Genomic DNA, 25,591 nt, shown 5'->3' with positions numbered 1-25,591 from the left:
CCTGAAGGTGTACGGCCAACCAGCAACAGGTGTACGCAAGGGGAACGATATTTACCCCGCAGGTGTCGTCCCAACCATAGGATCATGAACGAATCCACTGGTGACGGGGCCGGAATCGGAGGTGGGCGACATGGCGAAGAAGTCGAAGAAGTCGAAGAAGGACAAGAAGAACAAGAAGAAGAAGTAGACCGGTCGGGCCGCCGTCTCCCAGCGGTACGGCGGCCACCACCCCGACGTCGAGGGTCAGGAACCATGCACTACGACATGCTCGCGCTCCTGGACGCCCACCTGGCCCAGCTGAGTGCCGCCCGCAACCAGCTCGCGGCCACCCGCAGGGTCGCCCCCGGCGAGCGCCGCACCGCCGCCCTGTACACCATCGACATCAGCGAGCAGTACGCCCTGCAGGCCCGCGGCCTGCTGGCCGACCTCGACACCGACGTGTGCCGGACCCTGGTCACACAGTGATGACGACCTTCGCCCGGGCGTGGTCCATCTCCAGGTAGCGGACGGCCTCGGCCGCCTCCCCGAGTGTGAAGGTGCGGTCGATGACCGGGGTGACCGCGCCCGACTCGATCAGCTCGCGCAGCGTCGCGAGGTTCTCCCGGCCCGGCACCGCGGTGAGCACGCGCACCCGGTGCCGGACGAACCGCGACACCACCCGCCCCCTGGTGATCAGGCCGACCGGCCCGAACAGGCTGCCGCCCTCGGACACCCCGCCGCCGGACAGCACCAGCGTCCCCGTGGGCGTGAGGACCCGCCGGAACTCCGCCAGGGAACGGTTGCCCACGAGGTCGAAGACGACGTCGTACGGGCCGCCCTCCCGGACGAAGTCGGCGACGGTGTAGTCGATGACACGGTCGGCGCCGAGCGACCGGACGAGGTCCACGTTCCTGGTGCTGCACACGCCGGTGACGTGCGCGCCAAACGCCTTGGCCAGCTGCACCGCGAACGTGCCGACCCCGCCTGACGCGCCGTTGACGAGCACCCGCTGCCCGGGCCGCACGCCCGCCTCGTCGCGCAGCCCCATGAGGGCGGTGTTGCCGGCGAGGGGCACCGCGGCGGCCTGCTCGAACGTCACGTTCGCCGGCTTGCGGTCCACCGCGCCGGCGGCCGGGACCCGCACGTACTCCGCGAACGCCGCGTCGACCTCGCCGTAGACCTCGTCGCCGGGCCGGAAGCGGGTCACCCCCGCGCCGACCGCCTCGACCCGGCCGGCGAAGTCGGTGCCACGCACCCGCACCTTCGGCGCGCCGAGCCCGAACGCCATGCGGGCCACATACGGGTCGCCGCGCATCACGTGCCAGTCGCGGGCGTTGACCGACGCGGCCTGGACGCGCACGAGCACCTCGCCGTCGCCGGCCGCCGGCGGCTCGACCTCGCCGACCCGCAGCACGTCGGACGGCCCGTAGCGGTCCTGGACGATCGCCTTCATCGCAAGCTCCTCCATGTCGCCGTGTTCAGGTGTACGGCGTACACCTGCTGCATCGAAGGTAGGGTGTACGGCGTACACCAGTCAAGAGGCGATATCGTCGACGGCTGCGGAAGGGACGGGTGGTCGGGTTGACGCGACAGGTCTCAGCGACGGCTCGTGCGCCGCTGACCAGGGACCGCGTGCTGCGCGCCGCGGTCGCCCTCGCCGACGGGACCGGCATCGACGCGCTCAGCATGCGCAAGCTCGCCCAGGTGCTCGGCGTCGTGCCGATGGCGCTCTACAAGCACGTCGCCAACAAGGAGGAGCTCCTCGACGGCATGCTCGACGTGGTCGTCGGCGAGATCGACCCGCCGGCCGCGGCCGCCGAGGACTGGCGCGACGCCGTCCGGCAGCGGATCCTGTCCGCCCGCCGGGCCCTGCTGCGCCACCCGTGGGCGTCGCGCGTGCTGGAGTCCCGCACCGCCCCCACCCCGGTGGTCATGCAGTACATGGACTCGATGATCGGCATGTTCCGCACCGGCGGGCTGTCCGTGGACCTCACCCACCACGTGATGCACGCGATGGGCAGCCGCATCCTGGGCTTCTCGCAGGAGCTGTTCGCCACGCCCCCGTCCGAGGTGGCGCCGCCCGACCCCGAGACCGCCCGGCAGATGGCGGCCCGGTTCCCGTACATCAGCGAAATCACGACCAGGATCGCCCATGACGACGCGTCGGTGGTCGGCAGCGGCTGCGACGACCAGTTCGAGTTCGAGTTCTCGCTCGACCTGCTCCTGGACGGCTTCGAACAGCTCCGCCGGCGCGGCTGGACCTCCCGCCCTTGACCCCTGCACCGACAATCGGACTCATGCCTGAGTTCGGCAGCGATGTCGTGCAGTCCCTGATCGCGGCGGGCCGTCCCTGGCCCATGTCCGGCGGACCGATCGACGCGGGCGCGCTCCTGTGGGCCGCCGAGGGGGGCACCGGGGAGTCGGCAGCCATGCATCAGGCGCTGCGGCGGCTACGGAAGACACCCGGCTGGGGCGGGCAGCCACCCGAATCCGTGGACGACCCGTTGGTGCGGGACTTCGACGCCGCCGACCCCGTGGCGCTGCTGCTGCGGGAGGCGGACCACCTCGCCGGCGCACAGCGCGTGACAAAGAGCGAACGGCCGCCGGCGCAATGGCGGGAGTCGGCGGTGTCGGGACTGCGCGCGGCCCTCGACGAGGCGCGGGAGGCCGGTGTCGCGCACGTCGGCCGGGTGCACGTGCTGGCGGGCGTGTTGCGGTCCCCCGGCGCGGCGACGCACGGCCTGCCCGCGGACCCGGCCGACCGCGCCGAGCTCGCCGCCGTGATCCGGGCCGACCCGTGCTGGCGCGAGCCCGGCCGCCCGAACCGGCCGGCCGTGGCCATGCTCGAAGGACACCGTGAGCTGGCCGACCGCGCCGGCTTCGCGGGCTGGCGGGACCGCCGGTTCCGGCTTGAGCACCGGCAGCGCGACCGCTACGGCACGGGGACGGCCAGCATTCTGCTGTGGGAGGCGATGCGCCAGGCGGCCCGCCTCGGCGACGGCCCCGTCACCTCCGCGCATCTGCTGCTCGGCGCCGCCGGCATGGCCGCACAGCTCCGGGCCGCGGACCTGCACCTCAGGCCGGCCGTCCAGCCGTTCAACGCCGCCCTCGACGTCCTCACCACCCACGGCGTGACCCTCGACCGCGCCGTGTCGGCGATGCCGGACGCGCGGGTGGCGGACCTGGCCGTCGTGCCGCGCGGGCGGGCGCAGCTCGTCATCTGGTTCCCCGGGCCGGGCTGGACCGCGGAGGCCGTCGACGCCGTCGACCGGGCCGTCGCCCTGGCCCACGACGCCGGGCACGGCGAGACCGGGTCGTCGCACCTGACGGTCGCGGCCCTCGACGCGGACGGCACCGCGGCGCGGCTGGTGCGGGCGCTCGGCGCCGACCCCGGCGACGTCCGCGACGACGTGGCGCGGACGTTGCCGTAGCCGCATGGGTGGAACCGCGCCTTCGCCGGGGAGACGCGCCGAACGTTTCCCGGCGAAGGCGCGGCGACTCTAGCCCTTGACCGATCCCGTGAGTCCTCCGACGATGTGCCGTTCGGCGAACACGAAGAAGCCGATCGCGGGGATCATCGACGCCGCGGTGTAGGCGAGGATGCGGGCGGTGTCCTGGGAGTACTGCGACTGGAACGCGGCGACGCCGAGCGGCAGGGTGAAGTTGCCCGGGTCGCTGAGCACCAGCAGCGGCAGCAGGTAGGCGTTCCAGCTGGTGACGAACGCGAGGATCGCCACCGTCGTCAGCGCGGGCCGGCTCAGCGGGATCAGGATCCGCCAGAAGAAGCCGAGCCGCCCCGCGCCGTCCATCGCCGCCGCGTCCTCCAGCTCGCCGGGGATCGCGGCCATGAACGGGCGCAGGATGACGATGGTGATCGGCAGCGCGAACGCGGCCTGCGGCAGCGCCACCCCGAGCGGGTTCTCCAGCAGGTCCAGCTCCCGCAGCAGCAGGTACAGCGGCAGCGCCGCCGCCGTGAGCGGGAACAGCAGCCCGAGCGTGAACAGCGTGTACAGCGACTCGCGCCCGCTGAACGTGTACCGGGACAGCGCGAACGCCGCCATCGCCCCGACCGCCACCGCGAGCAGCGTGGTGATCACGGAGATCAGCGCGCTGTTGTACATCGCCTGCCAGAACACGTCGGAGGTCAGCACCTCGCCGTAGTTGCTGAAGTTCCAGGGGTCGGGCCAGCCGGACGGGTTGTTGTTGATCTGCGCGTTGGTGCGGAAGCCGCCGATGATGGTGAACAGCAGCGGCACGACGGTCACGCCGACGACCAGCACCACGATCAGGTAGGTGAGGGATGTCCCCACGGGCGACCGTTTGTTCATCACCGCACCCCCCGCGTCAGGGCGCCCTGGATGTCGCGGCGCAGTGCGAACCGCTGGTACAGCAGCGCGAAGATGAAGCACACCACGAAGAGCACGACGGCGACGGCGCTGCCGAACCCGAACTCGTAGCGGGTGAAGCCGTGGTCGAGCAGGTATGTGGCCATGGTCGCCGACGCGCTCGCGGGCCCGCCCAGCGTCATGATCCAGACCAGGTCGAACAGCTGCAGGGAGCCGATGACGGACAGGAAGATCCAGATCCGGATGGTGGGCCCGAGCAGCGGCAGGACGATGTGGCGGGTGGTCTCCCAGGCCGACGCGCCGTCGGTCGAGGCGGCCTCGCGCAGCTCGGCGGGGATGCTCTGCAACCCGGCGAGCAGCAGGATGACGCCGAAGCCGATGTACTTCCAGGTGATGACCACGAAGAGCGTGTAGAGCACCAGGTCGCCGTCGGCGAGCCACTCCTGGACCAGGCCGCCCAGGCCCGCCGACTTCAGCAGCTGGTCGACGAAGCCGCCGGGCTGCAGCATCAGCAGCCACACGACCGCCGTGATGGCCTCGGACAGCACGTACGGCGCGAACACCACCAGCCGCAGCACCGTCCGCCCGCGGATCTTGCGGTTGAGCAGCAGCGCCAGCCCGATCGACAGCGGCAGCTGGATGACCACCGACAGCACGGCGATGATCAGGTTGTGCCAGAGGGCGGTGCGGAAGACCTCGTCCTCCAGGACCCGCTTGTAGTTCTCCAGCCCGTACGGGGTGCGGGGGCTGAACCCGGTCCATTTGTAGAAGCTGTAGTAGACGGCGACCGCGATCGGCAGCAGCACGAACCCGACGAACAGCACCAGCGCCGGGGTCAGCAGCAGCGCAAGCTCGAGGCGGGTCCCGAGACGCCCCGGCCGGCGGGCCGGCCGCGCGTCAGCGCGACCGGCCTTCCGTTGCGGTGTCGTGACTGCGGAGACGGTCACTTGTTCGCGACCGCCTTGTTGAAGGCGTCGACGATGCCCTGCGGGCTGCCCTTGCCGGCGAAGAAGTCGGCGATGGCGTCGTTGAGGGCCTGCCCGACGCTGGTGGGCAGTGCCTGGTCGAAGTACGTCTGGATGTACGGGGCCTTGTTCAGGTACTCCTGCACCGTCTTGAGCGAGGGGTCCTGGATGGCGGAGATCGCCCCCGGGTTGGCCGGCAGGCTGATGGTGTTGGACTGCACCAGCTTCGTCTGGACGGGCACGCTGGCGAGGTACTTGAGGAAGTCGGCGCAGGCCGGTCCGGCCTTGACGGCGCACGAGTAGCCGTCGCCGCCGCCGAGCGCGGTGCCCGGGGTGCCCTTGCCGCCCGCGACGGTCGGGAAGGCGAACCAGCCGAGCTTCTTGGCGTACTCCTTGTCCTCCGTCAGCGGGATCATCGTGGGCAGCTCCCAGTCGCCCTGCAGCTCCATCGCGGCCTTGCCGTTGGCGACCAGGCCGGCCGAGCTGCCGGCGCCCTGCTGGGCGGGGGTGCCGAGGAACGCGTCCTGGAAGGGCTTGGTGTCCAGGAACGCCTTGAGGTCCTCACCGGCCTTGACCCAGCACGGGTCGTCCATCTTCAGGTTCTTCACGGTGTTCTTCACCGTGTCCAGGGAGCACTCCCGGATCGCGAAGTAGGACCACCAGAACGCGTCGGGCCACTTGTCCTTGCCGCCGAGGGCGATCGGGGCGATGCCCTTCGCCTTCAGCTTGGTGACGGCCGCGTTGAGCTCGTCCATCGTGGTCGGCGGGGCGGTGATGCCGGCCTGCTGGAAGAGGTCCGTGCGGTACCAGAAGCCGACGACGTGCAGGCCGAAGGGCACGCCGTACTGCTTGCCCTCGACCGCCCAGCCGGTCGCGCCGGCGCCGAGCTCCTTGATCCAGCTCGACGTCGCGTCGGTGATGTCCATGATCTTGCCGGACTGCACCTGGGTGGCCAGGGCGCCGCCGCCCCACTGCTGGAAGATGCTCGGCGGGTTCGGCGACTGCAACGCCACCGAGATCTTGGTCTTCAGGGCCTCGTTCTGTGCCGGTTCGACCTTGAACGACACGTTCGGGTGTTCGGCGTGGTACTGGTCCGCGATCGACTGCCACACTCCCTTGCCGGGGTCCTGGGCACCGTTGTGCCACCAGGTCAAGGTCGTGGCAGCATTCGGGTCACTGCTCGATCCGGGTTCATCGTCGCCGCATGCGGTCAGGGAGGGCACGGCCACCGCGAGTGCGATGGCGATCGTGGCCAGCCTCCGTGGGGTGCTCAGGCGGACGTTCAAAGTGATCATCTCCTGACGGGGGCGAGCCGAGCCAAAGGGCTCGGCCCTCGATGACCGCAGAGTCTCCGCCTTGAAAACCAGACTTGTCAATCGTTGTTGATATCGTTATCGGAAGCTACGCTGCCGTCGTGAAGCCCAGTTCTCGAATCACGATCCGGGACGTCGCCGCCACGGCCGGCGTCTCGGTGGCGACGGTGTCCAAGGTGCTCAACGCCCGCTACGGGGTGTCGGCCGCGACCAGCGCACACGTCCAATCCGTCATCCGCGAGCTGGGCTACGAGGCGAGCCTCGTCGCGCAGAGCCTGCGCAACCACAAGACCAACGTGATCGGCATCCTCGTCGCCGACCTGGAGCCGTTCAGCACCGAGCTGCTCAAGGGCGCCGCGAAGGCGATCAAGGGCACCGGCTACGAGCTGGTCGTCTACTCCGCCGGCGGCCGCACCGGCGACCAGGCGGGCTGGGAGCAGCGCTACCTGTCACGGCTGTCCGGCACCCTCATCGACGGCGCGGTCCTGGTCACCCCGACCGTGGTCGACGTCGACTACGGCACCGCGGTCGTGGCGGTCGACCCGCACGCGGGCCCGACCGGGCTGCCGACCGTCGACTCCGACAACCTCACCGGCGCCCGGCTCGGCGCGGAGCACCTGCTCCAGCTCGGCCACCGCCGCATCGCGATGATCACCGGCCGCCCTGACCTGGAGTCCTCCAGGCAGCGCGAGCAGGGCTTCCGCGAGGCGATGCGCGACGCAGGGGTGCCCGTGGACCCGGACCTGATCGAGGTCGGCGACTACGACCCGGACTCCTCCGCCGCCGCGGCCCGGCTGCTGCTCGGCCGCCCCGACCGGCCGACCGCGATCTTCGGCGCCAACGACGTCTCCGCGATCGCCGCGGTGGAGGTCGCCGCGTCGATGGGGTTGCGGGTCCCCGACGACCTGTCGGTGGTCGGCTTCGACAACGTCCCCGAGGCGGCCCTGGCCAGCCCCGCCCTCACCACCGTCGAGCAGCCGATCCACGCCATGGGCCACCGCGCGATCGAGCTGCTGATCGGGCTCATCCACGGCGAGGAGATCGACGCGACCCACGTCCGGCTCCCGACCCGCCTCGTCGTGCGGCAGTCGACCCGAGCCCTCTGAAAATTTCAGCGCCGCGCAACGCTGCGCGTCACCCCGTCCCGAACGACCTTTGGAGTCACGAGCGTGACACTCGACAGCGGCGTCTCCGCCGGAACCTGGCGGGACACCACGGCGCCCGCGTCCGCACGCGTGGCCGACCTGATGACCCGGATGACCCTGCGCGAGAAGGTGGCGCAGATGTACGGCGCCTGGCTCGACGTCGACGACACCGCCGGGGAGGTCGCCCCGCACCAGCACGAGCAGACCCCCGACCCGATCGAGTGGGCCGAGCTCATCCCCAACGGGCTGGGCCAGATCACCCGCGCCTACGGCACCACCCCGATCGCGCCCGCCGACGGCGCCCGGCGGGTCGCGAAGCTGCAGCGCGAGATCGTCGCGGCCGGCCGGTTCGGCATCCCCGCGATCGTGCACGAGGAGTGCCTGACCGGCCTCGCCGCCTGGCAGGCGACCATCTACCCGGCGCCGCTGTCGTGGGGCGCGAGCTTCGACCCCGCGCTCGTCGAGGCGATGGCCGCCCGGATCGGCCGCACCATGCACCGCCTCGGCATCCAGCAGGGCCTCGCCCCCGTCCTGGACGTCGTGCGCGACCTGCGCTGGGGCCGGGTCGAGGAGACCATCGGCGAGGACCCGCACCTCGTCGGGCTGATCGGCGCCGCCTACGTGCGCGGCCTGGAGTCCGCCGGGGTCGTCGCGACCCTCAAGCACTTCGCCGGCTACTCCGCGTCCCGCGCCGGACGCAACCTCGCCCCGGTGTCCGTCGGGCCGCGGGAGCTCGCCGACGTGCTGCTGCCACCGTTCGAGATGGCGCTGCGCGCCGGCGCCCGCTCGGTCATGAACAGCTACACCGACGTCGACGGCGTCCCCGTCGCCGCCGACGGGACCCTGCTCACCGACCTGCTCCGCGGCCGGCTCCGCTTCGACGGCACCGTCGTGTCCGACTACTTCTCCGTCGCGTTCCTGCAGACGCTGCACGGCGTCGCCGGGTCCCGCGCCGACGCCGCCGCGCTCGCGCTGCGCGCCGGGATCGACGTCGAGCTGCCCGGCGCCAACTGCTTCGGCGGGCCGCTGCTGGACGCCGTCGAGGCCGGCGACGTCGACGAGGCCCTCATCGACCGCGCCGTCACCCGCATCCTGCTGCAGAAGTGCGCGCTCGGCCTGCTCGACCCCTCGTGGGACCCGTCGCCGCCGGCCCTGTCAGACTCCACGGTGGACATCGACGGCCCAGAGGACCGGGACCTGGCCAGGCGCCTCGCCGAGCGCTCGATCGTCCTGCTGCGCAACGAGCCCGTCGGCGGCACGCCGGCGCTGCCGCTGCGCCCCGGCGCCCGGCTCGCCGTCGTCGGGCCCGGCGCCGCCTCGCCCGGCGCGATGCTCGGCTGCTACTCGTTCCCCCGCCACGTCCTCGTCCACCACCCCGACGTGCCCACCGGGGTGCCGATCCCGTCGGTCCTCGACGCGCTGCGCGCGGAGCACGACGTCACCTACGCGATCGGCTGCCCGGTGACCGGCGGCGACGACGAGCAGATCGCCGCCGCCGCCACGGCCGCCGCGGCCGCCGACGTCTGCGTCGCGGTCCTCGGCGACCTGTCCGGGTTGTTCGGCGGCGGCACCTCCGGCGAGGGCTGCGACGCGAGCGACCTGCGGCTGCCCGGCCGGCAGGAGGAGCTGCTCGAGGCGCTCCTCGCCACCGGCACGCCGGTCGTGCTCGTGCTGCTGGTCGGCCGGCCCTACGAACTGTCCCGGCAGGTCGACCGGCTCGCGGCCGCGGTGTGCGGGTTCTTCCCCGGCGAGGAGGGCGCCGCCGCGATCGCGGGTGTCCTCAGTGGACGGATCGACCCGTCGGGGCGGCTGCCGGTCAGCTTCCCGGGCGCCGGCGCCAGCCAGCCGTCGACGTACCTCGCCGCGCCGCTCGCCCGGCGCAGCGGCGTCAGCAGCGTCGACCCGACGGCGCTGTTCCCGTTCGGCCACGGCCTTTCGTACACGGCGGCCTCCTGGGGCGAGGTCACCTCGGCGCCGGCCGGGGGCTGGCCGACCGACGGCACCGTCGAGCTGTCGGTGCCGGTGGGCAACGACGGCGACCGCGGCACGAGCACCGTCGTCCAGGTGTACCTGCACGACCCGGTCGCCGAGGTGGCCCGCCCGGAGCGGCAGCTGATCGCGACGGCCCGGGTCGACCTGGCCCCCGGCGAGCGCCGCACGGTCGTCTTCGGCCTGCACGCCGACCTGCTGTCCTACACGGGCCGCGACGGGCGGCGCCTGGTCGAGCCGGGCGACGTCGAGCTGCGGGTCGCCCGCTCCAGCGAGGACGTGCACGCCACGGTCCGGATCCCGGTCGTCGGGCCGCGCCGGGTGGTGGGCCACGACCGGCACCTGCACCCGCGCGTCACGGTGTGACCCCGACGTGAAGGGCGGGACCCCGGAGCTCCGGGGTCCCGCCCTTCGTCATGCGGCTATACGGACGTGCAGGCGGTGCCGTTCAACGTGAACGCGGACGGCTTGCCGGTGTTGCCGGTGTGGTTGGCCTGGAAGCCGAACGACGCCGACCCGCCCGGCGGGATCGCCGCGTTGTAGCTGACGTTCCGCGCCGTCACCGCGCCGGAGGCCGGTGTGACGGTCGCGTTCCAGGCCGACGTGACGGCCTGCCCGGACGGCAGCGTGAACCCGAGGGTCCAGCCGTTGACGGCGGTGCTGCCGCCGTTGGTGACGGTGACGGCCGCGGTGAGCCCCGTGTTCCAGGAGTTCACGGTGTACGAGACGCGGCAGCCTCCGGCCGGCGGGTTCGACGGCTGACCCGACGGCGACGACGGGCTCGACGGCGAGGGGCTCGACGGCGGGGTGCTCGACGGCGGCGGGTTGGTGCCGTTGAGCCCGAAGAACGCGATCACCATCGCGGCCTGCCCGGCCAGCGGCACGTTGTGCCCGACGCCGGCGAGGCTGATCGCCTCGACCGGGGCCATGGTGCCGGCGTTGCCGTAGCGGGTGCGGGTCCAGCCGGACTGCGGCTGGTCGGTGAGCACCGGTGTCTGGCTCACCCCGAGCACGTTGGTCCACTGCTCGATCTCCTCCCCGAAGTTCGGGTAGGAGAGCGTCGTGTCGTTCGTGCCGTGGAAGACCTGCATCCGCGGCCGCGGCCCGGTGTACCCGGGGTAGGCGGCCCGGACCAGGTCACCCCACTGCTGCGGGGTCTTGTTCAGCTGGCCGCTGGAGCAGGTGCTGTTCCACGACGAGCCGTCCGTGGTGGCGAAGCACCCGAACGGCACGCCGGCGAACGCGGCGCCCGCCTTGAACACGTCGGGGTAGTCGCCGAGCAGCACGTTGGTCATCATCGCGCCGGACGACGCGCCGGTGACGAAGACCCGGTCCGGGTCGCCGTTGTTGTGCTGCAGCACGTACGTGACCATCGACATGATGGCGACCGGGTCGCTGCCGCCGCCCCGCCGCAGCGCCTGCGGCGACGACACGTCGAAGCAGTTGCCGCTGCGGGTCGCCGACGGGTACACGACGATGAACCCGTACCGGTCGGCCAGCGACGCGAACTCGGTGCCGGAGTAGAACGCCGGACCCGACCCCGTGCAGTAGTGCACCGCCACGAGGACCGCGGGACGGGCCGCGACGGTGTTCGGCACGTACAGGTGCATCCGCAGGTTCGTGGGGTTGGTGCCGAAGTTCGTCACCTCGGTCAGGGTGGCGGCCGACGCCGGCGCCGCGAACCACGCGATGCCGGCGACGGCGAGGACCACGGCGGCCGCGGCCGCTCTGATCAGACGCATTGCCGGGCCTCCTCAGCTCGCGGCGCAGGTGGGGCTGAGCGTGCCGGCGGTGCCGGTGGCCTGCAGCCCGAACTCGGTGTACTGCCCGGCGGCGATGCGGCCGTTGTAGGACACGTTGCTCCAGGTGTTGCCGGACCTGGTGGTGCTCCAGGAGTTGGTGACGGTCGCCCCGCTCGGCAGCGGCATCGTGACGGCCCACGCGTTGGTGCCGTTCGCGCCGGCGGTGACCCGGACGGTCGCGACGAACCCGCCCTGCCACTGGTTGACCGACACCGTCGCCGTGCAGCCACCGGAAGGGATCGGCGGCTGGCTGCTGCTACTGCTCACCGGCGGCGTGCTGGGCGGCGTGCTCGTCGGGTTGCCGCCGCCGAGCGCGGTGAGCGTCGCGGTGTAGGCGGCCTTCTTGTTGCCGTTGCCGTCGAAGAGCAGCGGCGTGCCCGACGCCCGCCACGAGTCGCTGTCCCGGATGCCCCACACGGTGATGCCCGTGCAGCGGCTCACGTTGAGGCACGCCTGCGTGACCTTGCGGTAGTTCTCGGCCTGGGTGCTGCCGGACCCCTCGATGTCCAGCTCGGTGATCTGCACGTCGACGCCGAGCGCCGCGAAGCGCTCCAGGTTGGCCTGGTAGTCCGACGGCACCGGGCTCGCGCTGTTGATGTGCGACTGGAAGCCGACGCAGTCGATCGGCACACCGCGGGACTTGAAGTCCTGCACCATCGCGTAGACGGCGTTGGACTTCGCGTTCTGCCCGTCGGTGTTGTAGTCGTTGTAGCAGAGCTTCGCGCCCGGGTCGGCGGCCCGCGCGGTGCGGAACGCGACCTCGATCCAGTCGTTGCCGGTGCGCTGCAGGTTCGAGTCGCGCCGCCCGCCGCCGCCCCCGTCGGCGAACGCCTCGTTCACCACGTCCCACGCGTAGATCTTGCCCTTGTAGTGCGTGGCGACCTGCGTGACGTGGTTGACCATCGCGTTGCGCAGCGCGGTCCCCGACAGGTTCTGCACCCAGCCCGGCTGCTGCGAGTGCCACGCCAGGGCGTGCCCGCGGACGCGCTGGTTGTGCGACTGGGCGTGCGACACGATCTGGTCCGCGGAGCCGTAGGAGAACGAGCCCTGCGACGGCTCGGTCGCGTCCCACTTCATCTCGTTCTCCGGCGTGACCATGTTGAACTCGCGGTCCAGGATGCCGGAGTACACGGAGTCGCTGAGCTTGTACGCGGCGACGGCGGTGCCGAAGTAGCGGCCCTGCTCGGCGGCGGCGGCACCGAGCGTGGACGCGGCGGCGTCGGCGGTCGCCGCGATGCCCAGCGTCACGACGACGGCCAGGGCGCCCGCCCCGGCGACGCCCAGCTTGCGTTTCTTGTCCATTCCAGAGGCCCTTCGTTTCGAAACATTGTCTGGCGGTGACCCGATCAGCATCACCGAATCCCGCCGGCCGTCGGCCGTCTTCTTCGCGGAGTTCCCGCAGTGCCTGGGCGTGCCCTGCGTACGCGCTCCGACCTGCCAAGTTTCGAAAAACTCGGACTGAAACTTTCATTGATCGGCACCGAAGTTCCGTGATTCGCTTTACGGATGCGTGCGATGGAAAGGACACCGGGAATGGTGCGGTTACGGTTCGAGGGCCACCGCGACGCGGCCGGGCCGCTGACCCTCGGGCAGCGCAACATCGCGAAGTGGCTCCTCGACGCGCCGCACGCGCCGGCCGCGGTCCTCGCGCAGTCCTTCGACGTCCCGCCGGGCTCCACTGTGGACGACGTCGCCGAGTGCTTCCAGGTCCTGCTCTGCCGGCACGAGGGCCTGCGCAGCACCTACCGCCTGGGCGATCCGGGCTCGCAGCACGTCCTCGCCGCCGGGTCGCTGCCGCTCCTCTGTTCGGACGCACTCGATCTCGCCGGCCTGCTTCGGGCCGCGCCCTTCAACCTCGCAGTGGCGCCGCCGGTCCGTTTCGGGGTGACCATCCACAATGGATCTGTTGTGGCGGCGGCCGTCGTCGTGTCGCACATCGTCGCCGACTTCCAGGCCCTCGCGATCCTCGCGGCCGAGTTCGCCTCACTGATCCGCGACCCCGCCGCCCGGGTCCTCGGCGCGCCCACTTTGCAGCCGCTCGACCGGGCCGCGCTGGAGCAGCGGCCCGCCCGTGCGCGGCGTATGGAGCAGGCGCTGCGGCACTGGGAGCGGGCGCTACGGGTCGCGCCCGCCCACCCGTACACCGGACCCCGGAGCACACCGTCGACCGGCTCCGGCGCGTATGGCATCTCCTCCCCCACCGCGGCCGCCGCCCTCGCGCACATCGCCGCCCGCACCGGCGCCAGCCGCCCGTCGATCGTGCTCGCCGCGTTCTGCGCGCTGCTGTCCCTGCGTACCGGCGACACCACCTGCCGCTTCGTCACGCTCTCGGCGAACCGCTTCGAGTCCGACCTGCTCCGCTACATCGGCACCCTCGCCCAGGCCACATTCCTCAGCATCGACGCGGCCGCCCCGACCTTCGACGCCCTGGTCAGCCGCTGCTTCGGCGCCACCCTCCAGGCCGGCCTGCACGGCACCTACGACGTGTACCGCCAGCACGAGCGCTCCGCCCGCCTGGCCGCCGAACGCGGCATCGCCCCCGCCTTCGAGCCCGTCTTCAACAGCGTCGTCATGGACGCCGCGCCCGCTGCCGGAGCCCTGCCCGACATCGCCTCGGCCCCCGCCACCGAGACCCAGTGGGTCGACCTGCCACCCACCGACGTCCTGCTGCGCTTCGACCTCGGCAGCGTCGAGGACAGCATGGTCGCCCGCCTCTGGACCGGCGACACCGGCCGCGTCACCCCCACCGAGGCACGCGCGCTCCTGCTCGCGCTCGAACGCCTCATCGTCGCCGCCGCCCCCGCCGACCTGCCGCACCCCGCCGTCGTGGCCGCCCTGGCCCTCCAGCCACTCGACCGCCCGCCGGGCTGGCTCCTCGTCGACCACTGCTGGGTCGACCTCGCGGAGATCCAGGCCCTCCTCGACACCGCCCTGTCTCCCGCCCCGTCCCGCGTCTTCGCCTCGGCGGACGGCGAGTCGCTGGTGGCGTATGTCGCGGTCGTCCCCGGCGGCCCCACCACCCCGGAGGACGCCCACCGCCGCTGCCTGTCAGCACTCCCCGGCCGCCACGCCGCCATGACCCCCCGCCACTACGTCCTGTGCGCCCATCCCCCGTCCGACCCAACCACCCTGCCCGCCTGGCAGTCCGCCCCGCTTCTCTCCTCAGGCCCCGGCCGCCCCTGCTCCCCCGCTCCGACACGGGCCTTGACTCAGGCCGCAACGGGCTAGACCACGTGGGCCGGCCGATGGAACGGCACACCCGGGTCGTCCGCGATCGTCATGCCGGCCATTGTGCGTCAGACGTCGACGTCGATCTGGATGGTGCCGGTGTCGACGTCGCAGACCTCGGCGGTGTCTCCGGTCAGGTGGAAGTCGACGTTGTACGGGTGGCCGGCGCCGCCGCCGTCGGTGAGGGTCAGGTTGGCGAAGCCGGTGCCGTCGTCGGTGTGCTGGGAGGAGACGAGCTTCGTCTTCCACGGGCGGGCGAGGTCGGTGAAGTCGGCGCGGAGCTCGTCGGCGGTGGGCGGGGCGGCGCCGGCGGCGTCGCACCAGTGGGACGCGGCGGCGGTGTAGTCGGCGCGCTCCAGCTCGCCGAAGAGCTGCTCGACGGCGAGCCTGATGCGCTTGCCATCGCCGTAGTCGAACGGGTCGGTGGAGAAGCCGCACGCCGTGAGGGTGAGGGTAAGGCAGGCGGTGGCCGTGAGCCTGCGCGTCAGCGTCATGCGCGTCACGGTAGGCGCCGGCGGGCCGCCGGACCGTCGCGCCGCCGACACCCGCCGTGCGTCGCGCGTCACGACCACGGGCAGTCGCGGGCAGGGCATGATCGTGGGGTGCGGGCCGATGACGTGGTGGAGCTGGGCCGGACCGGGTTGCGGGTGAGCCGCCTCGGGTTGGGGCTCGCGTCGCTCGGTGGGCTGTTCGCGCCGGTGCGCGACGAGGAGGCGGCGGCGACCGTCGACCGGGCCTGGGAGCTGGGGATCCGGCTGTTCGACACGGCGCCGGTGTACGGGTACGGCCGCTCGGAGACACGGTCGGGGGCGGCGCTGCGGGGGCGCCCGCGCGACGAGTTCGTGCTGTGCACCAAGGTCGGCCGGCTGATCGAGCCCGGCGGTCCGGACACGCAGGACATCTGGGCGGACCCGCCGCCCGGGGTCGGGCCGCGGCTGGACTTCGGTTACCGGGCGGTGCGGCGATCCGTCGAGGACAGCCTGGAGCGGCTCGGGCTCGACCGGGTCGACGTGCTGCACATCCACGACCCCGACCTCGACTATCCGGTGGCGCTCGGCGAGGCGTACCGGGCGCTCGCGGACCTGCGCGACGCCGGCGTGATCCGGGCGGTGTCGCTCGGCGTCAACCACGCGGACGTCGCGGCGCGGTTCCTGCGGGAGGCGCCGGCGCCGGGGCCGGACTGCGTGCTGCTCGCCGGGCGGTACACCCTGCTGGACCAGTCCGGTCTGGCCGACCTGCTGCCGTTGTGCACGCGGCAGGGGGTGGCGGTGCTCGCGGCGGGCGTGTTCCAGGCCGGGCTGTTCGCCGAGCCGAGGACCGGGGCGGCGTACGGCTACCCGGACGTCCCCGCGCCGCTGCTCGACCGGGTCAAGGCGGTCCGCGAGGTGTGCGCCGCGCACGGCGTGCCACCGCTGGCGGCGGCGATCCAGTTCGCGTTCGGGCATCCGGCGGTCGCGGCGGTGGTCGTCGGCGCGAGGACGCCGGAGGAGATCGCCGGCAGCGCCGGGCTCCTGGCGCATCCGGTGCCGCCGCGGCTGTGGGGGTCGCTCAAGGCGGCGGGGCTGCTGCCGGACGACGCGCCTACGCCTGCGGGGCGGTGACGCAGACGCCGTCGAGCATGAGGTCGATGGAACGCGTCGCGGCGTCGGGGTCGGCGGCCTCCACCACACCCTCGACCATCGTGCAGAGCAGCGCCAGGTCCGCCGGGGTGAGGTCGGGCCGGACCAGGCCGGCCTGCTGGGCGCTGCGCAGCGGCGCCGTGAGCGTGGTGATCATGCGTTGCTGGTACCGGTCGCGCGTCTGCCGATCGAGCCGCCGCACGTGCAGGACCAGGGGACGCATCGCGATCTGCGTGCGCAGCAGCTCGGCCAGCACGTCCCGGAACGCGGCCGGGCGGTCGGCCCTCGCCGCCACGAACGCCTCGAGGCGGGCCAGCTCGTGCGCGACGACCGCGGCGGTCAGCGCCTGCCGGTCGGGGAAGTGCCGGTAGAGGGTCGCCTGGCCGACGCCGGCCCGCCGGGCGATCTCCGGCATCAGCACCGTCGTGTGCCGGCCCAGCATCAGCTCGGTGGCGGCCTCGACGATCGCTGAGCGGTTGCGCTGCGCGTCCCGGCGGCGCGGCGTCTGTACGCCGTACAACACGGCCCCCACCCCCTCAAAACCGGCACAGCGACCCCTCATGTTACCGACTAGTAACGATAATGTCATGAACTTCAAATTCTCGGTACCCGCTTCTACGCTCCCGCCACCGAGGCAGCCGCCCCTGCCTGTCCCCCGCCCGATGAAGGAGGGCGCATGGCGAAGCGCCGAACATCCCTGCCCGTCTGCCTGCTGTCCGTGCTCGCCGCCGCCGTCCTGACCGCGGCGACCCCCGCCCCCGCGACCGCCGCACCGGCCGCCGCCACTGCACAGACCGCGGCCGTCGCCACCACCGGGTTCCGGTTCGTCGACATCACCGGCGCCGGCGGCGTGGTCCTCAAGGCCAATGTGATCGCCCCGTCCGCCGCCGGCCGCTACCCGGCGATCGTGTTCCCCGCCAGCTGGGGGCTCAACGACCTCGAGTACATCGCCCAGGCGAAGGCCTTCGCGGGCCGTGGATACGTCGTCGTCTCCTACACCCCGCGCGGCTGGTGGGCCTCCGGCGGCGAGATCGACACCGCCGGGCCGAAGGACATGGCCGACCTGTCGGCCGTCATCGACTGGACGATCGCCAACACCGCCGCCGACCCGGCCCGGATCGGTGCCGGCGGCATCTCGTACGGCGCCGGCATCAGCCTGCTCGGCTCGGCCTTCGACCGCCGGATCCGCGCCGTCGTGGCGATGAGCGGATGGACGGACCTGGTCTACTCGCTGTACGGCGACCAGACCCGCCACCGGCAGTCGGCCGGGCTGCTGCAGCTCGCCGCCGCCCTGCTCGGCAACGCCGGCCCCGACCTCACCGGCAAGCTCGACGACTTCAACGCCAACCGCAACGTCGCCCAGATCATGGAGTGGGCCGGCGTACGGTCCGCGGCGACCTACCTCGACGCGATCAACGCCAGCCGTCCGGCGGTCCTCATCGCCAACTCGTGGGGCGACTCGATCTTCCCGCCCAACCAGCTCGCCGACTTCTACGGCCGGCTCGCCGGGCCGAAGCGGCTCGAGCTGCGCCCCGGCGACCACGCGATCGCCGAGCTCACCGGCGTCGCCGGCCTGCCCAACGACGTGTGGACCAGCGCGTCCCGCTGGTTCGACCAGTACCTGGCGGGCGTCGCCACCGGCATCGACCAGGAGCCGGGCGTGCTCGTGAAGCCGCACAACGCCGCCACCGAGTCCTATTCCGCCTGGTCCTCCTTCAGCGGGAGTCCTCGCCGGTACGGCCTGGGCCAGATCCGCTGGTGGGACGGCACCGGACTGCTCGGGGGCAACCCGTCCCCGGGCTGGAGCAAGACCCTGCCGGGCGACCTGAACACGACCGCCGACGGCGGGGTCGTCCTGCTCACCAACGGCGCCGCCGCGCTCACCGGGATCCTGCCGCAGATCTGGCTGCCGTCCGTCGACCGGCTCCGCGCCGGCGTCTGGGCGTCGGACCGCCCGTCGACCGCGGCCCGGATCCGCGGCATCCCCCGCGTCCACCTGAACCTGACCGGCACCGCGGCGCAGGGCACGGTCGTCGCGTACCTGTACGACCTGGACAGCCTCGGCAACGCGAAGCTCATCACGCACGCCCCGGCGACCTGGCTCGGCACCGCGACCGGCAGCCGCAGCCTGGACTTCTCGCTGTCGGCGACGGCGTACGACGTGCCGGCGGGCCACTCGCTGACCCTCGTCGTCGACACGACCGACCCGCTGTACTACGACGCCAACACCCTCGGCTCCACGGCCACCGTCGCCGGCGGCTCCTATGTGGACGTCCCGCTGCGCTGACGACGCTGGTTGGTCAGGTGCCGGTGGCGCGACGCGTGCGTCGCCCGCCGGCACCGGCCGTTTCGACGGCGAGCCCTAGCCTCCGGCCCGCGCGAGCCGGACGGCGTCGGCCAACTCGATCAGCACTTCCCACACGTTCAAGGGCGCGAGCCGCAGGAACTGCCTGCGCCCGCGACGGTCGTCCACATTGGCGAAGTCCCGCTCGTTGAACCCCACGGCCGGCGACACGAAGAAGCCGATCGACGACGTCACGTGATATGTGATCCGGTCCGGGCGGAAGTGCCGCTGCAACAAGCTCGGCACGAGGGCGTCGTTGGGCTCGGCGCTCGCGTCGCACAACGCCGTGACGAACCGCGATGCCTTGGCCCCGGACTCGACCGTCGGTTGCCCGACGGCCTGCCGGTCCACCACACCGAGCCATTGTCCGAACTCGTACACGCTCGGCTCGTCGAACTTGGAGACGCACACGGCGAGGTGCTGCCCGAGCCGGGCCGGCCCGCCGAGGTCGAGCTGCCTGCGCAGCAGCTTCGGCAGCAGCCTGTGCAGGTAGTCGTAGGTCGACAACTGACCGATGTCGGAGCGGAAGGCGGGCAGGAGCCTCGTCGGGTCGACCATCAGGATGATCGCGTCGGCGCGCGACAGGAGATCGACGAAGTCGTCGTCGGCTTCGAGCGAGCGAGCACCCGGCGAATCGACCAGACGGAGATCGAACTGCATCTCACGTGTCGCCGGCCTGGTCCGCGCCCCCAGGAACCTCCGTCTGGGCGGAACCGGCCTGGTGCCGGCGACGATCCAGGACTCATTCTGGTCCGTCACGGTCGGGTCCGGAAACGTATGGAGTCGCGCCATTCGATACAGGTCATCGGCCACGGACGAGTGCTCCGGAGGAATCGCGGTCCAGCTGCCGTACACCGCCGGGTTCGGCTGTCCGCCCAGGATCCCGAGCAGGAAGGTCGTCTTGCCGCTACCGGCCGGCCCGACGAAGACGACGCGGACCTCGTCGGTCGGAGCGGGTGCCGGCGGCGAGCCGACCGAGGCCGGCGGCGCCTCGGCGGCCGGAGGTTCGCTCCTGGCAACCGATCCGGGCGCCGCGTAGCGCTGCAACTGCCCGTGGACGACGGCGACGAAGTCGTCACGGACCTCGGCGACGGTGTGCCCGCCGAAGAACACCTGCACCGACCACCGGCCGCCGGCATCGCCGGGGAGCACGGACGAGATGCCGCAGACGGCGCCGGCCGGACCGCTGAACACCGCGGCGTCACGATAGAGGTGCCGCAGCTGAAAGCGGGCCATGCGCTCGATGTGGGCCGCGACCGCGGCGAAGACGCCGGGTGTCTCGCTGCCGAAGGTGAACGTCGCCGCATGGCTGCGCTCGCCGGGGTAGGAGGCGTCTGAAGGGCGGTACATCGCCGGAAAGACGAGCATCGTGTCGCCGTCGCCGCCGACCCTCGTCGCGACTCCCCCGCGCAGCACCGCGTCGACGGCGCAGGACCACAGCAGCTGCTCGTGCCGCCAACCGGCCGACCAGGCGGGGCGGCGGGGCACGTCACCCGCCAGGGCGCGCTCCTCGGCGACCGCGCCGAGGACGGTGACGGCGGCGGCTGACCCGATCGCCGCGACGTACTCGTCCAGCAGCGGCGGATCGAGAATCCAGACGTCCTCCGCCGGTGTGCCGCTCACCTGGCCGAACGCCTGCAACTGCCGCAGCGCGGCGACGAACATCGCACGGTCGGGGGTCTGACCGGTCCGCCGCCGGTGATCGCCGAGCATGATCGCCAGATCGGTGATCGGGGTCTCGGACCTTCCGCGTTCGACCGTCTCCTTCGCACCCATGAACGCCGCTGTCGCCGCGAACGGTGGCACCTCGCCCGACCACCGGCCGCCCACGATCGCGTCGAGCAGCGAGGGGATGCCCGTACCGTCCTGGGCGCTGGTCCGGAAGACACCGTCGAAGCCGCACTCGTTCAAGCGGCTCATCACCGAGGCGTCCGGACTCACCTCGTCCGCACGCGACGCGACCAGGAACTTCGTCACGGGTCGGCCGGACCGGGACGAGTCGATCAGCGCCGCCCATCGGACTGCCTGGTTGACGGCCGTGTGCGCGTTCCGGAGGTCGACCACGACGAGGACGACGGCCCCGCCCTCGCGCGCGAACCGCAACGGCAGCCCGCTCGAGGGCTCGTGCAGCCACACCTCCCGCCGTTCCATGCCGTCCGGCGTGGCGAGGTCCTGCCGGTGCAGGCGCCGCAGCGCCCGGCGGGTGCCCGGCGGGTGCTCGAAGGTGCCGCCGAGGAGTGCCTGGACGAGCGCCGTCTTGCCGGCCCGCGCATCGCCGACCACGGTCACCGTGCTGGTTCGGTACGCCATCGCTGTCGCTGCGGGTCCCGGGGTCGCGGTGGGCACCTGTTCGATGGTGGCCGCCGTCGACAGGTCGATACCGAGGCGGAGCGCGGTCGCCCGGCCCATCGCGGCGAACGGTTTCAGCGCCGGGTCGACCACCGCGCTGCCGGCGGGCTCCGCCAGCAGCGCGTGGACGGACGTGCCCGAGCCGGCATGGCGCTCCAGGAAGTCGGTCAGGATCTCGAAGGTGTCCCAGTCCTCGCTCGCGGTGGCACCGCGCCTGAGCAGCGATGCGACGTCCGGGCGGAAGGTCAGCACGGCGTGCTCGTCGTCGGGATCACCGCTGAGGCGCTCCAGGAGGCCACTGATCATGATCTCGGCGATGGGCGACGGATCGGCGGACGACAACAACCGGCGCTGCAGGACCCGGATCAGCGGCAGCGACAGGGTCGGTGCGCCGGCGAGGAATCGCGCGAGCTCCCGCGCGTCCGGAGTCGCCTGTGCCCGGAAGGCGCGGACCCGCTCCGCGGGTGTGAGCAGCCTGTTCGCCGTGGCGCCGGGCGGTCCCGGGGGCGGCGCCGACCAGATCGCCTTGACCCAGCCATCGCCGGAGGCGACCGCGTCGGCCCAGCTCGTCAGCCCCGCCGGAGTCAGCGGCACCACCGGCAAGGACAGGGCGCCGGCCGGCGCCGCGTCCCCCCACCACGGCACCCGCACCTCGGCGGTCGCGTTCGTGCCGGCCCGGCGCCGCCCGCGGACCGCCACATCGGGACGGCCGAGGGCGACCGACCCCAGGTAGCGTTCGGGCAGCAGGTGGACGATCGCCGTCGGGGCCAGGGCGGCCCAGCGGCGCAGTGCCGTCCAGACCGGCGGGGCGTACCAGTGGTCGGCGACCCCGTCGGTGATCACCAGGATGAGCCGCCGGCCGGTCGGGTCGACGATGCGGTCGGCGGGGTGGTGCACCTTGGCCGCGTCGCGCAGCCGCACCGGATGATCGGGTGTGTCGCCCGGCACCAGGTCCCATCGGTGCACCATCCGGAAGGCGCCCGACCGCCGCAGCAGCAGCTCGAACTCGGTGAGCAGACCCGCCCACACCGCCGCGGTGGACAGCCGGTCGACGACCACGGCGACGTCCAGCCCGCGCTCGTCGACGGGGCGCGTGACCAGCGTCAGCCGGCGGGCGTCCGCCGTCGCCTCGACCGTGGCGTCCACGTCGACGACCGGCCGCCCGGGCCGGCGGATCCGGCGGAAGGCGGCGAACGACCGGGCGGTGGCGTCGGGCCGGTCCGTGGCATCGGGTGCCCGCAGGCCGACCGCGACGGCGGGCGCCGGAGCGGCGGGCGTCGTGCCTGCCACACTGTGCTCGACGAGCCCGTGCCGGTGCGCCGGCGCGGGGGTCTCGGCCTCCCGGGGCGGCGCAGGCCCGGCATCGAGCACCGGAGGCGGCTGCCCGTCCGCCGCCGCTGCCACGTCCGCCGGCGATCCGTCGACGGGGACCGTCGCGGCGACGGCCGTGGGGGCGGCCGTGGGGATGGTCCTGGCGGTGAGCCAGAGCAGGTCGGCGATCTCCTCCGGGGTGGCGTCCGGCATCTGTTCGGCCAGCGCCAGAACGATGCGATCGATCACTTGCCGTTCAACTCCTGCAGCAACACCGCCTGCATCCGGGACCTGACATCAGGGTCCGTCCCGCCCGGGCCGGAGAACAGGTAGAGGAAGTTCAGCAACTGGTCCAGGGCGAGGTTCTCACCCTTGACGAGGCGTGCGGCGAACGCACGGATCTCGTCCTGTTCACGGACCGCGGCGTGTCCGATGTGCCGGGCGACGACGGCCTGGATGAACGACTCCCTCGCGGTCGGCATCTCGAAGCGGACGCACCTGCGCAGGAACGGCGCCGGGAACGCCCGCTCGCCATTGCTCGTCAGCACGATCACCGGCCAGTGCGTCCGCCGGACGACGCCGTTGGTCACCGCGTGCCTGGCACGGTCCGCTCCACGGACGCGATGGGTGACCGCCGTGGCCGATTCCGGCTGCGAGTCGCGGGCCAGCGCGGGGATCTCGAACTCGCCCTCGTCCAGCACGTTGAGCAGGTCGCCGGGCAGATCGAAGTCACTCTTGTCGATCTCGTCGATGAGCACCGCACGGGGACGGTCGGCCGCCGCGAGCGCCGTGCCGAGCGGGCCGAGCGTCACGAACCGGTCGACGCCGACGGCTTCCCCCTCGGGAGCGGTCTGCGTGGCGTGCAGGCGGCCGAGCGCGTCGTAGTGGTACAGCGCGTCGGTGAGCGTGCTCCGCGACGTCACGTGCCAGTTCAGCACTTCACCGAGGTGGAGCTCCGCGGCGATGAGACTGGCCAGCGTCGACTTCCCCGAGCCCGGCGGTCCGGTGAGCAGCAGCGGCCGGCGCAGGTGCAGCGCCGCGTTCACCGCGTCCAGCAGCGGTTCCTCGATGACGAAGCTGTGGATCGCCTTCGCGCGGTCGCGCCATGGTGGCGGTGGCGGCAACGTCTTCCATGCGTCGTCCGCGCCCGCCACCCCGGACCCGGTGAAGATCCGCCACGGCGTCTCCGTCAGCTTCTTCGTCATTCGCCGCTCCGATGCTCGCCGGTCCCGCGCCGGTCCTGGATTGGTTCCCCGATGAGCTGCCCAGGCAGCTTGAAGTGGCCGCGGCCCGCCGGGTCGTCCCAGATCACGGCAGGACGGAATCCGGTGAACCGCGGCAGCTGGTCCGGTATCAGGTTGCGCCGGGCCGGCACGGCGACGCCGGCCACCGCGGCGCCGATCTCCCGCCGCCGGTCGGGATCAAGCCGGTCCGGGTACCAGACGACGAACCCGTAACCCTCCTGGAGCAGCACCCGCAACGGATCGGTGCGTGCCGGGTCCCGCGGGTCGCATCCTCCGAGCAGCCAGGCGTGGTGCTGGTCGGTGCGTGCCCAGTCTCTGAGGCGGTGGTGGTCGGCGAGCATGTCGTCGACGAACGTCGGCGGCTCGCTGTGCCACTGACCCTGTGCGGCGCGGTTCACCAGCTGGTTGCGGTGCTGCTCGCTGTACAGCCGCCTGGACCACCGCAGGCGCGGGCGGCAGTCGTCGCTCAGCGCGCGCAGCTCCCGGTCGACCTCGCGTACCGGCCAGTGCTCGATGCCCGCGCGGAGCTTGGCGTGGGGCAGTGCGAGGTCGACGACCAGCGGATACGCGGGCGGCACGGCTCGCAGGACCTGGGCCAGCGCCCGGCGCAGCCCGTCCTCCGTCCCGTCGCTGTCGACCGTTTCCGGGGGACGGTCCTCACCGGCTCCGAAGTAGGACCAGGTGATGCCCGTCGGCCACCCCGGGACCTCGGCCGGGTCCTCATCGCCGAAGTCGAGCAGCAGCCATCCGCCGCTCGTACGCCGGTGCAGGTACAGCTGCCCGGCATCGGCGGGTTGATGGCCGAGCGACTCGAGCCAGGAGCGCAGCGTCCGATGCTCGGCCGGGTTCGCGCCGAGCACGGCGGCGGCTCCGATGACGAACCGGGCGAGGCAGCTGAGCGCACCCATCGCGTTCTCGCTGAGCAGCTGCTGGTCGGCGTCTGCCGCGCGGACCAGCATCGCGTCGGCCGAGTGGCAACCGACGCAGTCGCCGACCTCCATGTGGTAGATCGTCGCCAGTTGACCGAGCGGCAGCCGGGGTCCGCCGATCGCGGTCAGCACCGCCTTCGCCCGGACCGCCGCATGCAGCGCCGCGACCGTGTTGCGGGCCCGCGACGGCCCGCCGCTGTCGGCGTCGACCTCCTGCCGCAGCTTGTCCAGGTGTTCGACGTCCCAGTGGGCGGGTCGCTGGAAGCCGCCGGCCCGCAGCGCCGGCCAGTACGCCTGCACCACGTCGTCGGAGAGCTCAACCGACCCGACGGCCGCCATGTGGGCCGCGGCGACGTTGCGGCGGATCGCGTCGTCGACCGGCGCGAAGACCTGCCGCACGTCAGCCATCCGGCAGCACAGGACCTCGCCGCCGAGCGCGGCACCGTCCCGCCCGCGGGGGAACGACCGGACCAGACCGACGACGAGCTCCCGACGGTCCGGGCCGGTCCGCAGCAGCGGTCCGCCGGACATGCCGTGTGGCGTCTCGGGCTGGTTCGCCGCCATGGGCGGCATGTGCACCCGGATCGTCTGGACCGTGCCGAACGGCGCGTGCACCGAGTCGACCTTGCCGCCGAGAATCACACAGTGGCGCGCGGTGTTCCACGCCGGGAATCCACCGACCCGCACCTCGTCGTGCGCGTCGACCTCGACGCCGAGCGGCAGCGCGACCTCGTCGAGCCGGTCCCGGAGCTTCTGGTCGCCCCGGGCCTCGTCGAACTGCAGCAGCGTCACGTCGAGCTGCGGATCGGGATCGGTGGCGCTGTGCCGCACTGGAATGTCGACGTACCCGTCCGACCCGGCGCCGGCCCGCAGCCGGAGCCAGAGTTCCGCCGATCGGCCGCCGATGTCACGCACGCAGTGCCACGCCGTCAGCACGTAACCGTCGCCGATGGCGAACGCACTGCGGACAGCGCCGCCCGGCCACTCCCTCCGTTCCGGCGACGTCAGCAGCCGGCCCACCCCTGCCT

Annotated in this window: 19 protein-coding genes; 8 read left to right on the top strand and 11 right to left on the bottom strand. The window is 72.5% G+C overall.

All coding sequences use genetic code 11. The features are described 5' to 3' along the window. Positions 1–252 precede the first annotated feature (252 nt). Positions 253–465: a hypothetical protein gene (locus tag ABD332_RS02040; RefSeq protein ID WP_344498860.1), complete on the top strand. Its 213-nt coding sequence runs from the start codon at positions 253–255 to the stop codon at positions 463–465. Here ABD332_RS02040 and ABD332_RS02035 read toward each other — a convergent pair. Then, positions 455–1,432, bottom strand: a complete 978-nt coding sequence (locus ABD332_RS02035; protein ID WP_344498858.1) for an NAD(P)-dependent alcohol dehydrogenase — start codon at positions 1,430–1,432, stop codon at positions 455–457. The two genes, ABD332_RS02040 and ABD332_RS02035, sit on opposite strands and share 11 nt — an antisense overlap. 128 nt (positions 1,433–1,560) lie before the next feature. Here ABD332_RS02035 and ABD332_RS02030 point away from each other — a divergent pair, with 128 nt between their 5' ends. Both ABD332_RS02030 and ABD332_RS02025 read left to right on the top strand, forming a co-directional pair. Continuing rightward, complete coding sequence (locus tag ABD332_RS02030) at positions 1,561–2,253, top strand: TetR/AcrR family transcriptional regulator (protein WP_344498856.1); 693 nt, start codon at positions 1,561–1,563, stop codon at positions 2,251–2,253. A 23-nt stretch (positions 2,254–2,276) separates the two neighbouring features. Continuing rightward, positions 2,277–3,410 carry a Clp protease N-terminal domain-containing protein gene (locus ABD332_RS02025; protein ID WP_344498854.1) on the top strand — a complete coding sequence of 378 codons (1,134 nt, stop codon included), beginning with the start codon at positions 2,277–2,279 and terminating at the stop codon, positions 3,408–3,410. Positions 3,411–3,479: 69 nt separating this feature from the next. On the opposite strand, the gene ABD332_RS02020 is transcribed toward ABD332_RS02025, so the two are convergent. Genes ABD332_RS02020 through ABD332_RS02010 form a run of 3 tightly spaced genes read right to left on the bottom strand, consistent with a single transcriptional unit; the run spans position 3,480 to position 6,444 of the window. Further along, the gene (locus ABD332_RS02020; RefSeq protein ID WP_344498852.1) at positions 3,480–4,307 is read right to left on the bottom strand and encodes a carbohydrate ABC transporter permease; all 828 of its coding nucleotides are present in this window, start codon (positions 4,305–4,307) and stop codon (positions 3,480–3,482) included. Continuing rightward, the gene (locus ABD332_RS02015; RefSeq protein ID WP_344498850.1) at positions 4,307–5,272 is read right to left on the bottom strand and encodes a carbohydrate ABC transporter permease; all 966 of its coding nucleotides are present in this window, start codon (positions 5,270–5,272) and stop codon (positions 4,307–4,309) included. Before ABD332_RS02015 ends, ABD332_RS02020 begins: the two co-directional genes overlap by 1 nt. Further along, the gene (locus ABD332_RS02010; protein WP_344498848.1) at positions 5,269–6,444 is read right to left on the bottom strand and encodes an extracellular solute-binding protein; all 1,176 of its coding nucleotides are present in this window, start codon (positions 6,442–6,444) and stop codon (positions 5,269–5,271) included. Before ABD332_RS02010 ends, ABD332_RS02015 begins: the two co-directional genes overlap by 4 nt. Positions 6,445–6,704: 260 nt before the next feature. Here ABD332_RS02010 and ABD332_RS02005 point away from each other — a divergent pair, with 260 nt between their 5' ends. Together ABD332_RS02005 and ABD332_RS02000 are read left to right on the top strand one after the other, a co-directional pair. Beyond that, positions 6,705–7,709 (top strand): LacI family DNA-binding transcriptional regulator, encoded by a 1,005-nt coding sequence (locus ABD332_RS02005; protein ID WP_344498846.1) that lies wholly within the window; start codon positions 6,705–6,707, stop codon positions 7,707–7,709. A 63-nt stretch (positions 7,710–7,772) separates the two neighbouring features. Beyond that, positions 7,773–10,103, top strand: coding sequence for a beta-xylosidase/alpha-l-arabinosidase (locus ABD332_RS02000; protein WP_344498844.1), 2,331 nt, complete (start codon positions 7,773–7,775; stop codon positions 10,101–10,103). A 56-nt stretch (positions 10,104–10,159) separates the two neighbouring features. On the opposite strand, the gene ABD332_RS01995 is transcribed toward ABD332_RS02000, so the two are convergent. Further along, positions 10,160–11,479, bottom strand: a complete 1,320-nt coding sequence (locus ABD332_RS01995; protein WP_344498842.1) for an extracellular catalytic domain type 1 short-chain-length polyhydroxyalkanoate depolymerase — start codon at positions 11,477–11,479, stop codon at positions 10,160–10,162. Positions 11,480–11,491: 12 nt separating this feature from the next. After that, complete coding sequence (locus tag ABD332_RS01990) at positions 11,492–12,841, bottom strand: glycoside hydrolase family 10 protein (RefSeq protein WP_344498840.1); 1,350 nt, start codon at positions 12,839–12,841, stop codon at positions 11,492–11,494. A gap of 231 nt (positions 12,842–13,072) precedes the next feature. Here ABD332_RS01990 and ABD332_RS01985 point away from each other — a divergent pair, with 231 nt between their 5' ends. Then, entirely contained in the window at positions 13,073–14,767 is a 1,695-nt protein-coding gene (locus ABD332_RS01985) for a condensation domain-containing protein (RefSeq protein ID WP_344498838.1), read from the top strand. Positions 14,768–14,835: 68 nt separating this feature from the next. On the opposite strand, the gene ABD332_RS01980 is transcribed toward ABD332_RS01985, so the two are convergent. Further along, the gene (locus ABD332_RS01980) at positions 14,836–15,261 is read right to left on the bottom strand and encodes a hypothetical protein (RefSeq protein ID WP_344498836.1); all 426 of its coding nucleotides are present in this window, start codon (positions 15,259–15,261) and stop codon (positions 14,836–14,838) included. A gap of 108 nt (positions 15,262–15,369) precedes the next feature. Between ABD332_RS01980 and ABD332_RS01975 the strand changes: the two genes are divergently transcribed. Beyond that, the gene (locus ABD332_RS01975) at positions 15,370–16,368 is read left to right on the top strand and encodes an aldo/keto reductase (RefSeq protein WP_344498834.1); all 999 of its coding nucleotides are present in this window, start codon (positions 15,370–15,372) and stop codon (positions 16,366–16,368) included. On the opposite strand, the gene ABD332_RS01970 is transcribed toward ABD332_RS01975, so the two are convergent. Next, a complete protein-coding gene (locus ABD332_RS01970) occupies positions 16,349–16,909 on the bottom strand; it encodes a TetR/AcrR family transcriptional regulator (RefSeq protein WP_344498832.1) in 561 nt (186 codons plus the stop codon). The genes ABD332_RS01975 and ABD332_RS01970 overlap by 20 nt on opposite strands. A gap of 153 nt (positions 16,910–17,062) precedes the next feature. On the opposite strand from ABD332_RS01970, the gene ABD332_RS01965 reads away from it, so the two are divergent. After that, positions 17,063–18,673: a CocE/NonD family hydrolase gene (locus ABD332_RS01965; protein ID WP_344498830.1), complete on the top strand. Its 1,611-nt coding sequence runs from the start codon at positions 17,063–17,065 to the stop codon at positions 18,671–18,673. Positions 18,674–18,748: 75 nt separating this feature from the next. Here ABD332_RS01965 and ABD332_RS01960 read toward each other — a convergent pair whose 3' ends face one another. The 3 genes from ABD332_RS01960 to ABD332_RS01950 are packed head-to-tail and all read right to left on the bottom strand — an operon-like array spanning position 18,749 to position 25,583. Further along, complete coding sequence (locus tag ABD332_RS01960; protein WP_344498828.1) at positions 18,749–22,639, bottom strand: SAV_2336 N-terminal domain-related protein; 3,891 nt, start codon at positions 22,637–22,639, stop codon at positions 18,749–18,751. Continuing rightward, a complete protein-coding gene (locus ABD332_RS01955) occupies positions 22,636–23,595 on the bottom strand; it encodes an AAA family ATPase (RefSeq protein ID WP_344498826.1) in 960 nt (319 codons plus the stop codon). The genes ABD332_RS01960 and ABD332_RS01955 overlap by 4 nt, the downstream gene beginning before the upstream one ends. Next, positions 23,592–25,583: a trypsin-like peptidase domain-containing protein gene (locus ABD332_RS01950; RefSeq protein ID WP_344498824.1), complete on the bottom strand. Its 1,992-nt coding sequence runs from the start codon at positions 25,581–25,583 to the stop codon at positions 23,592–23,594. The genes ABD332_RS01955 and ABD332_RS01950 overlap by 4 nt, the downstream gene beginning before the upstream one ends. Between the last annotated feature and the right edge of the window lie 8 nt (positions 25,584–25,591).

This window comes from Dactylosporangium maewongense (assembly GCF_039531485.1).
Classification (GTDB): domain Bacteria; phylum Actinomycetota; class Actinomycetes; order Mycobacteriales; family Micromonosporaceae; genus Dactylosporangium; species Dactylosporangium maewongense.
This window is presented reverse-complemented; position numbering and strand designations above follow the sequence as displayed.

Excerpts from the sequence above, each read along its gene's own strand:
- ABD332_RS01995 (WP_344498842.1), bottom strand. The coding sequence starts at position 11,479 with ATGCGTCTGATCAGAGCGGCCGCGGCCGCCGTGGTCCTCGCCGTCGCC.
- ABD332_RS01985 (WP_344498838.1), top strand. The coding sequence starts at position 13,073 with ATGGTGCGGTTACGGTTCGAGGGCCACCGCGACGCGGCCGGGCCGCTG.
- ABD332_RS02025 (WP_344498854.1), top strand. The coding sequence starts at position 2,277 with ATGCCTGAGTTCGGCAGCGATGTCGTGCAGTCCCTGATCGCGGCGGGC.
- ABD332_RS01980 (WP_344498836.1), bottom strand. The coding sequence starts at position 15,261 with ATGACGCTGACGCGCAGGCTCACGGCCACCGCCTGCCTTACCCTCACC.
- ABD332_RS02020 (WP_344498852.1), bottom strand. The coding sequence starts at position 4,307 with ATGAACAAACGGTCGCCCGTGGGGACATCCCTCACCTACCTGATCGTG.
- ABD332_RS01955 (WP_344498826.1), bottom strand. The coding sequence starts at position 23,595 with ATGACGAAGAAGCTGACGGAGACGCCGTGGCGGATCTTCACCGGGTCC.
- ABD332_RS02035 (WP_344498858.1), bottom strand. The coding sequence starts at position 1,432 with ATGAAGGCGATCGTCCAGGACCGCTACGGGCCGTCCGACGTGCTGCGG.
- ABD332_RS02040 (WP_344498860.1), top strand. The coding sequence starts at position 253 with ATGCACTACGACATGCTCGCGCTCCTGGACGCCCACCTGGCCCAGCTG.
- ABD332_RS01965 (WP_344498830.1), top strand. The coding sequence starts at position 17,063 with ATGGCGAAGCGCCGAACATCCCTGCCCGTCTGCCTGCTGTCCGTGCTC.
- ABD332_RS01990 (WP_344498840.1), bottom strand. The coding sequence starts at position 12,841 with ATGGACAAGAAACGCAAGCTGGGCGTCGCCGGGGCGGGCGCCCTGGCC.